The 5,067-nt window shown below is 72.8% G+C and carries 6 protein-coding genes; 4 read left to right on the top strand and 2 right to left on the bottom strand.

What is annotated here, in order from left to right; genetic code table 11:
- Positions 1-254: 254 nt before the first annotated feature.
- Both M0P34_RS13600 and M0P34_RS13605 read left to right on the top strand, forming a co-directional pair.
- Entirely contained in the window at positions 255-650 is a 396-nt protein-coding gene (locus M0P34_RS13600; protein ID WP_291500063.1) for an FxsA family protein, read from the top strand.
- An 8-nt stretch (positions 651-658) separates the two neighbouring features.
- Positions 659-1,597: a rhomboid family intramembrane serine protease gene (locus M0P34_RS13605; protein ID WP_291500066.1), complete on the top strand. Its 939-nt coding sequence runs from the start codon at positions 659-661 to the stop codon at positions 1,595-1,597.
- A gap of 49 nt (positions 1,598-1,646) precedes the next feature.
- On the opposite strand, the gene M0P34_RS13610 is transcribed toward M0P34_RS13605, so the two are convergent.
- Positions 1,647-2,000: a response regulator gene (locus M0P34_RS13610; RefSeq protein WP_291500073.1), complete on the bottom strand. Its 354-nt coding sequence runs from the start codon at positions 1,998-2,000 to the stop codon at positions 1,647-1,649.
- A 278-nt stretch (positions 2,001-2,278) separates the two neighbouring features.
- On the opposite strand from M0P34_RS13610, the gene M0P34_RS13615 reads away from it, so the two are divergent.
- Together M0P34_RS13615 and M0P34_RS13620 are read left to right on the top strand one after the other, a co-directional pair.
- A complete protein-coding gene (locus M0P34_RS13615) occupies positions 2,279-3,193 on the top strand; it encodes an ADP-ribosylglycohydrolase family protein (RefSeq protein ID WP_291500068.1) in 915 nt (304 codons plus the stop codon).
- A 221-nt stretch (positions 3,194-3,414) separates the two neighbouring features.
- On the top strand, positions 3,415-4,422 hold the full coding sequence (locus M0P34_RS13620) for a nucleoside recognition domain-containing protein (protein WP_291500070.1): 1,008 nt from the start codon (positions 3,415-3,417) through the stop codon (positions 4,420-4,422).
- Positions 4,423-4,534: 112 nt separating this feature from the next.
- On the opposite strand, the gene M0P34_RS13625 is transcribed toward M0P34_RS13620, so the two are convergent.
- Positions 4,535-4,894 (bottom strand): hypothetical protein, encoded by a 360-nt coding sequence (locus M0P34_RS13625; RefSeq protein WP_291500072.1) that lies wholly within the window; start codon positions 4,892-4,894, stop codon positions 4,535-4,537.
- Positions 4,895-5,067: the final 173 nt, after the last annotated feature.

The raw sequence follows: 5,067 nt of genomic DNA on the forward strand, positions 1-5,067 counted from the left end.
CCAGGGGCCAGGGGCCAGGGGCCAGGGGCCAGGGGCCAGGGGCCAGGGGCCAGGGGCCAGGGGCCAGGGGCCAGGGGCCAGGGTGTCAGCCTCCACGGCACGGACAGCTCACATCCAGTGAAAAGACTGTACCCATTCACTGTCTCTGAGTCAAGTAAAACATGAAAACGAAAGCTTTGCTTTCGTCTTTGCAAAGGCCGTGAAATGGGGCATTGTCAAAATCCGGCACCCTTCAACCACGGATGCGAGACCCCATGCTTTTTCGCCTGTTCGCGGCCTTCGCGCTGATTCCCGTGCTCGAGATTTATCTGCTCATCAAGCTCGGCTCCCTGCTGGGCGCCGAGGCGACCATCGCCCTGGTCCTGCTCTCGGCCCTGGCCGGGGCCTGGCTGGCCCGCCAGCAGGGCCTGGGCGTGATGTTGCGCATCCGCGAATCCCTGGCCCGGGGGGCCGCCCCCGCCGAGGAGATGGTCGACGCGCTGCTGATCCTGGTGGCCGGGGTGCTGCTGCTGACCCCGGGCTTCGTCACCGACACGGCAGGCCTGCTGCTGCTCGTCCCGCCCGTGCGCGGGCGCATCAAGGCCGTTCTGCGCCGCGCTCTGGAGGACTGGGTGCGCCGCGGGCAGGTGCGCGTGATCCGCTTCCCCTGACCCCCGCCATGCACCACGACGAACCGCTGCCCATCCGCCACGAGGCGCCCGCCTGGGCCGACCTCGGGGCCGCCCTGGCCCGGGGGCCCCTGGCCCAGGTCACGGCGGACGACTGGTCCCTGGCCCTGCGCGCCCGGGGCCTGCCCCATCGCCTGCTGCGCGCCGGGACCCGCTGGCGCATCCTGGTGCCCGTGTCCCGGCTGGACGACGCCGTACAGGAGCTGACCGCCTACCTGGAAGAGCAACCCGTGGGCCCGCCCGAGGCCGAGCCCCGGCCCGGGCCGCTGGCCCCGGCCGTGCAGGCCGCCGTGGCCGCCGTGGCCCTGGCCACGGCCTTCACCGTGTTCATCGCCGCGCCCCACCCGGGCCTGGGCCTGTACCCCGAAACCTGGGAACAGCTCGGCCGGGCCGATTCGGCCCGCATCCTGCGCGGGGAATGGTGGCGGACCGTGACCGCCCTGACCCTGCACGCCGACGCCGCGCACTTCGTGGGCAACGCGGTCATCGGCGGGCTGTTCGCGGCGCTTCTGGGCCGCGCCGTGGGCGCGGGTACGGCCTGGGGGCTGTTCGTGGCCTGCGGGCTGGCGGGCAACGCGCTCAACGCCTGGTTCCACGGCCCCGGGCACCTGTCGGTGGGGGCATCCACGGCGGTGTTCGGCGTGGTCGGGGCCATGGGCGCGGCGGCCATGGCCGGGCGCCGCAGGCCGGACCCGCTGCGCTCCGTGGCGCCGGTGGCGGCCGGGCTGGGCATCCTGGCCATGCTGGGCACGGGCGGCGAGCGCACCGACCTGGGCGCGCATCTGTTCGGTTTCCTGGTGGGGATACCCCTGGGCTGGCTGGCGGGCAGGCGGGCCGCACGCCGGGGGCCGGGGCAGGACGTGTGGCTCGGCCTGGGCGGGCTGGGGCTGGTGGTTCTGGCCTGGGGGCTGGCCCTGGCCGGGCGCTAGGCCCGGCCCGCCCCCCGGCGCACGGCGAAAGCCGGGGCCTGGGCGCGGCTCAGCAGGCCCCGAGGGCCAGGGCCAGCGCCCGGCACAGCTCGGCTTCCGAGGCGGGCTTGCCCAGCACGGCACAGGCCCCGGCCGCCTCGGCCCGGGCGCGGATGTGCTGCTCCGGGTAGGCCGAGATGACCACCACCGGCACGCCGAACTCGTTCACCAGCCGCCGGGCGGCCTCGATGCCGTCGTCGCCCCCGCGCAACGACACATCCATGAGCGCCACGTCCACCGTTTGCGAACGCGCGAACTCCAGGGCGTCGTGGACGCCGTCGGTCATGTGGCAGACCTCGAGGCCCATGGCCTCGATCTGCCGCCGCAGGGCCAGAGCGATGATGAACTCGTCCTCGACGACCATCACCCGCCCCTGCGGTTTCCATTTCCCGATCGCATCGCAATCAAGACAGAAAGCGTCCATCCGGCTCCCCCTTCCCAGACGCCGCTCCCGGATCAGAGTTGCGGGCCGCGGCCCGCGCTTGGCGTTCTGGTCATACTATTCCCGCGCCGCCCCTGGCAAGGGGGGAATGGCCGTTCCCGCGGCCGGGCCCTTGCCGCGCCCCCGGCAATGCCCTATCCTGGAAGCGGACCCCAAGCCCGGAAACGGCCCGCCACGGGCCACAACCCACGGAGCACCCCATGCGAGACAGCAGGGACGCCGCCCTGGCCGGGACGCTGACCTCCCTGGCCGCCGACGCCTTGGCCCTGGGCGCGCACTGGATCTACGACTCCGGGCGCATCGCCCGCGAAATCGCCCCCGTGAACCGGCTGCTGGCCCCGCCGCCGGATTCGTATCACAAGCGCCGCGCCGCCGGGGACTTCACCCACTACGGCGACCAGACCTTCGTCCTGCTCGAATCCGTGGCCGCCTCGGGCGGCTTCGATCCCGACGATTTCTTCCGCCGCTGGCGGGCCCTGTTCGCGGACTACGACGGCTATGTGGACGGCGCCACCCGGGGCACCCTGGGGCGCATCGAATTCGGCGAGGGCCCGGCCACCTCGGGCGCCAACTCGCACGACCTGGCCGGGGCCGCGCGCATCGCCCCGCTGGTGCTGGCCCTGCGCGACGACCTGCCCGCCCTGGTCGAGGCCGCCCGCGCCCAGACGCGCATGACCCACAACAACCCCAAGGTCGTCGACGCCGCCGGGTTCTTCGCCCGCGCGGCCCACGCCGCCCTGCACGGCGCGGCCCCGACGGACGCCCTGGCCCGGGCCGCCGAGGCCGACTACGCCGCCGCCCCCGTGGCCCAGTGGGTGGACGCCGGGCTGGCCCTGGCCGACACGGACAGCGTGACCGCCATCGCCACCCTCGGCCAGAGTTGCGCCATCGAGGGCGCCTTCCCCGGCGTGGTCCAGCTCATCGCCCGCCACGGCGCCGAGCCCGCCGCGGCCCTGGAGCACAACGTCCTGTCCGGAGGCGACAGCGCCGCGCGCGGCCTGCTGGTCGGGCTGGTCCTGGGCTGCGCCGCCGGGCCCGACGCCCTGCCCGAGGCATGGATCCAGGGCCTGACCCGCGCCCGGGCCATACGCGAGTTGACCGCCGCCATCCCCTAGCCCCGGGCCTCCCGGGGCCGCCCAGGAACGCCGGGCAGCCGGGCCCGGCCCTGGCGACGCGCCCAGAGCCGGGGGAGCCCGCCGGGCCCAGCGCAACTCCAGCGCCCGGGCCCGGCGCCGCAGGGGTCCGGGGCACCCGGCGGTGGACGCCGCCGCCGCGACGGTGTAGGGATCGGGGGTCTGCCCACACCATCAGCCCAGCAGCACAGGATATTTCCCCCATGCCCCTGCGACACGCCGTTTCCGAGTGCCTGCGCAACGCCGTTTCCGTCAGCCTGACCCTGTTCCGGGTCATGGTACCGATCATCATCGTCGTCAAGGTGCTGCGCGAGCTGGAGCTGATCTCCTACCTAGCCGTGCCGCTGGAGCCGGTGATGGAGCTGGTGGGCCTGCCCGCGAGCATGGGCCTGGTCTGGGCCACGGCCCTGCTGAACACGGTCTATGCGTCCATGGTGGTCTTCGTGTCCCTGGCGCCCGAGGCCGGGCTCACCGTGGCGCAGACCACGGTGCTTTGCACCATCCTGCTCATCGCCCACGGCCTGCCCGTGGAGCTCAAGATCGCCCAGCAGTGCGGGGTGTCCATGCTCGCCCAGGGGCTGATCCGCGTGGGCGTCGGCCTGGCCTGCGGGCTGGCGCTGCACGGCGTCTTCGAGGGCTTCGGCCTGCTCCAGCAGCCGGGCGGCGTGTTCTGGACACCGGGGGCCGAGCCCGCGACGCTGGCGGCCTGGGCCCTGGACCAGGCCCGGACCCTGGGCTTCATCTTCTGCATCATCTTCGCGCTGATGCTGGCCATGCGCCTTCTGGAGCGGCTGCGGGTCACGGACCTGCTGCAATACCTGCTGCGCCCGGTGCTGCGGCGCATGGGCATCGGCCCCCAGGCCTCCACGGTGACCATCGTGGGCCTGACCCTGGGCCTGTCCTACGGCAGCGGGCTCATCATCCACGAGTCCCGCTCGGGGCGCATCGGCCAGCGCGACCTGTTCCACTCCATGACCCTCATGGGCCTGGCCCACGCCCTCATCGAGGACACCATGCTGGCCCTGCTGCTCGGCGCGCATATGAGCGGCGTGTTCTGGGGGCGGCTGGCCTTCTCGCTGCTGTTCATGGCCGTGCTGGTGCGCATCACCGCGACCATGTCCGACGGGGCCTTCGCGCGGCTCTTCATGCGCCGGGGCGCGCCCCCGACCCCGGCGGCGGCCACCGCCGGGGAGGGCCCGCCCCCGGGCTGACCGACGATATTTCGTTATTTTGCCTTGAAACAGAAAAGGCCGGGGAGTGGAGGATCGATCCTCCGCTCCCCGGCCTTTTGCCTCGCCCAGGGCCCCGCGCCCGGGGTCCGGTTCACATGAAGCGCTTGCGCTCGTCCACTATGCTGCGCAGGTACTGGTCGCGCTCGGACGGGTCTTCGGGCATGAAGGCCGCGCTGGGCGGCTCGCCGCTGGGCGGACGCCCCCGGCGGCTCTTGACCAGCCCCTGGGCGCCCACGATCTCGAAGACGACCTCACGCGGGTCCATGCCGGTGAGTTTCGCCAGCCGGGACACATACTTGGGAATAACGCCCCGGCACTGGGTCACATATTCGCAAAGTCCCTTGTATTCACGCTCCTCCCAGGCTCCAAGCACCCCGGAGATATCGTCCCCGCTGACTTCCACCTGATCGTGAAGCGTCTTGGTCAGTCTGAACTTGTCCAGCAGATTCATGGCGGCCTCCCGGTCTGTGATGCTCCTCCCCCAGCAACGGCCATGCCAACGCCGCCCCGGGGCGGGGCTCCGCCACCCGGCGCGCTGCCCCGCCCGGCCCGGACCCGGGCCGCGGGCCCTCTGCCCCGCCGCGAAATCGACCCCGCCGCACATGTGGAAAATTTTCAGGGAAC

This window comes from Desulfocurvus sp., assembly GCF_023230885.1.
Classification (GTDB): Bacteria; Desulfobacterota; Desulfovibrionia; order Desulfovibrionales; family Desulfovibrionaceae; genus Desulfocurvus.